A 2,952-nucleotide genomic window follows, 5' to 3' on the forward strand; every position below is an offset into this window, starting at 1 on the left:
GGACCCATCAGGAGCAACGCGAACTGCTCGAACTCAACGTGGGGTCCGTGATTCTGGCACCCGGATTCACGCCGTACGATCCGTCCGGCATCGATTTTTATGGCTACGGCAAGCATCCCAACGTCATCACCAGCATGCAGTTCGAACGGCTGCTCTCGGCCTCCGGTCCCACCGGCGGGCATGTCGCCCGGCCGTCGGATCACAAGGATCCCCAGAAAATCGCCTGGTTTCAGTGCGTGGGCTCCCGCGACCAGAACCGCTGCAAAAACGAATACTGCTCGTCCGTGTGTTGCATGTACGCCATCAAGGAAGCGGTGATCGCCAAGGAGCACGCCGGCGAAGGACTGGACTGCGCCGTTTTCTTCATGGATATGCGCACCTATGGCAAGGATTTCGAGCGCTACTACGAAAATGCGAAATCCCAGGGCGTCCGTTTCCTGCGGTCCAAGGTCCATACCATCGACAGCCTGCCGGGCAGTGACGACCTGGCCATCCGGTACGTCAGCGAAAGTGGTGAAATTGAGACGGAAACCTTCGACCTGGTCGTACTTTCCGTCGGCCTCGAGACCGCTCCCGAAGTGGTTGCCCTGGCTGAATCGCTCGATGTGGGACTCACACCGGGCAACTTCTGCGAGACCCCGACGTTTTCCCCGGTCTCCACCAGCCGAAACGGCATTTACGTTTGCGGCGCCTTCCAGGGGCCCAAGGACATTCCCACGGCCGTCGTGGACGCCAGCGCCTCGGCCGCCGCTGCCGGCGAGTTGCTCAGCGAAGCGCGCAATACCCAAACCCGCACGGCCGAGGTGATCCCCGAAATCAATGTGCGCGGAGACCGTCCCCGCGTGGGGGTCTTCGTCTGCAACTGCGGCATCAACATCGCCGGTGTGGTGGACGTCCCGGCCGTGCGCGACTATGCCGCCACCCTGCCCTTTGTGGAGTACGTGACCGACAACATGTACACCTGCAGCCAGGACACCCAGGACAGCATGACGGCCATCATCCGCGAGAAAAATCTCAACCGGGTGGTCGTGGCGGCCTGTACGCCCAAGACCCACGAGCCGCTGTTCCAGGAAACCCTGATCAATGCGGGACTCAACAAATACTTGTTTGAAATGGTCAACATCCGCAACCAGGATTCCTGGGTGCATAAGAACAATCCCGATATTGCCACCCAGAAGGCCAAGGATCTGGTGCGCATGGCCGTTAACAAAGTGGCCCTGAAGGAACCCTTGACCGAAACCGAACTGACCGTCGGCCAGACCACCATGGTCATCGGCGGCGGCATCGCCGGCATGACGGCGGCCCTGAGTCTGGCCCGCCAGGGCTACGAGACCCACCTGGTGGAACGGACGGACCAGCTCGGCGGCCAAGCCAACAGTCTTTACCGGACCTGGAAGGGAGAGAACATCCAAAACGGCCTTGCCGACTTGATCTCCCAGGTGAAGGCCGAAAAACGGCTCCAGGTGCACATGAACACGCAGCTGACCCATGTGGATGGCTTTGTCGGCAATTTCAAAACCGTTATTAAAAACGGTGGCGGCGAAGCCACCATCGAGCATGGTGTTGCCGTGGTGGCCACCGGTGCCGAGGAACTCAAACCCACCGAATATCTGTACGGTGAAGATCCACGGATCGTGACCAGTCTGGAGTTGGATCGTAAAATGCTGTCCGGCGACGCCATGCTCGGCAATCTCGGCGCGGCGGTGTTCATCCAGTGTGTCGGCTCCCGTGAGCCCCAACGCCCCTATTGCAGCCGCGTCTGCTGCACCCATTCCATCGAAAGCGCTCTGGCCATCAAGGAAAAAAGCCCGGAGGCCAATGTCTATATTCTCTATCGGGATATCCGGACCTACGGCGAACGGGAAACCTTGTACAAAAAAGCCCGTGCCGCCGGTGTGATCTTCATCCGCTACGACCTGGACAACAAGCCCCAGGTGGTGCGCGACGGGGATCGTCTGGCGGTGCGCGTCACCGACCATGTGCTGGGCTTCCCCCTGGAAATCACCACGGACCTGGTCACCCTGGCATCGGCGATTGTTCCCTATGCCGACGAACAGCTGGCCCAGTTTTTCAAGATTCCGCTCAACGACGACGGATTTTTTGTCGAAAAACACGCCAAGCTCGGTCCTTGCGAATTCGCCACCGATGGGGTCTTTCTCTGCGGGCTGGCCCATTATCCCAAATCCATCGACGAAGCCATCTCCCAGGGCAAGGCGGCCGCCTCCCGGGCGGTGACCTTGCTGGCCCAGGAGAACATCTTCACCAGCGGAGAAGTGGCCTCGGTGGATCCGCAAATGTGCTCCAGCTGCGGGGTTTGTGTTTCCATCTGTCCCTATTCGGCGCCCAGCTTCATCGCCGCCGACGCACGCATGTTTGCCGGCCGGGCCACCATCAACGCCGCACTGTGTAAGGGCTGCGGCCTGTGCGTGGCATCCTGCCGGTCCGGCGCGATCCATCTCAGGGGCTTCGACAACAACCAGATTTTCGCCATGCTCGATGCGATCTAACGATGCTATCTAATTCGATGCCGCCCGGTGGGGAAAAAAGCGACCCGCCGGGCGGATCCGAACACAAGGAGAAGAACCATGACTGAATGGGAACCGAAAATCGTGGCCTTTCTGTGCAACTGGTGCAGTTATGGAGCCGCCGATCTGGCCGGTGTCAGCCGGATGCAGTATCCGGCCAACGTGCGCATCATCCGCATCCCCTGTACGGGCCGGATGAGTCCGAAATTTGCCCTGGCGGCCTTTCGCAATGGGGCCGACGGCGTCTGGGTGTCCGGGTGACATCCGGGGGACTGCCATTACCTGGAAGGTAATTACTACGCCCGTCGGAAATTTGCCCTGTTCACCAATTTACTGGATTACATGGGGATCGAACGCGATCGCCTACACATGTCATGGGTGTCTTCGGCTGAAGCCACCAAGTTTATCGATGTCGTGACCCGGGTGA

At 59.9% G+C, this 2,952-nt stretch carries 2 protein-coding genes; both read left to right on the forward strand.

Features of this window, described 5'->3' with window-relative positions; genetic code table 11:
* On the forward strand, positions 1-2,507 hold a 2,507-nt coding region (locus tag JCM12296_RS33770; RefSeq protein WP_157068160.1), incomplete at its 5' end, for an FAD-dependent oxidoreductase.
* Positions 2,508-2,585: 78 nt separating this feature from the next.
* A partial coding sequence (locus tag JCM12296_RS46675; RefSeq protein WP_246805284.1) for a hydrogenase iron-sulfur subunit occupies positions 2,586-2,952 on the forward strand: 367 nt, incomplete at its 3' end.

Source organism: Desulfosarcina cetonica JCM 12296 (assembly GCF_001311845.1).
Classification (GTDB): domain Bacteria; phylum Desulfobacterota; class Desulfobacteria; order Desulfobacterales; family Desulfosarcinaceae; genus Desulfosarcina; species Desulfosarcina cetonica.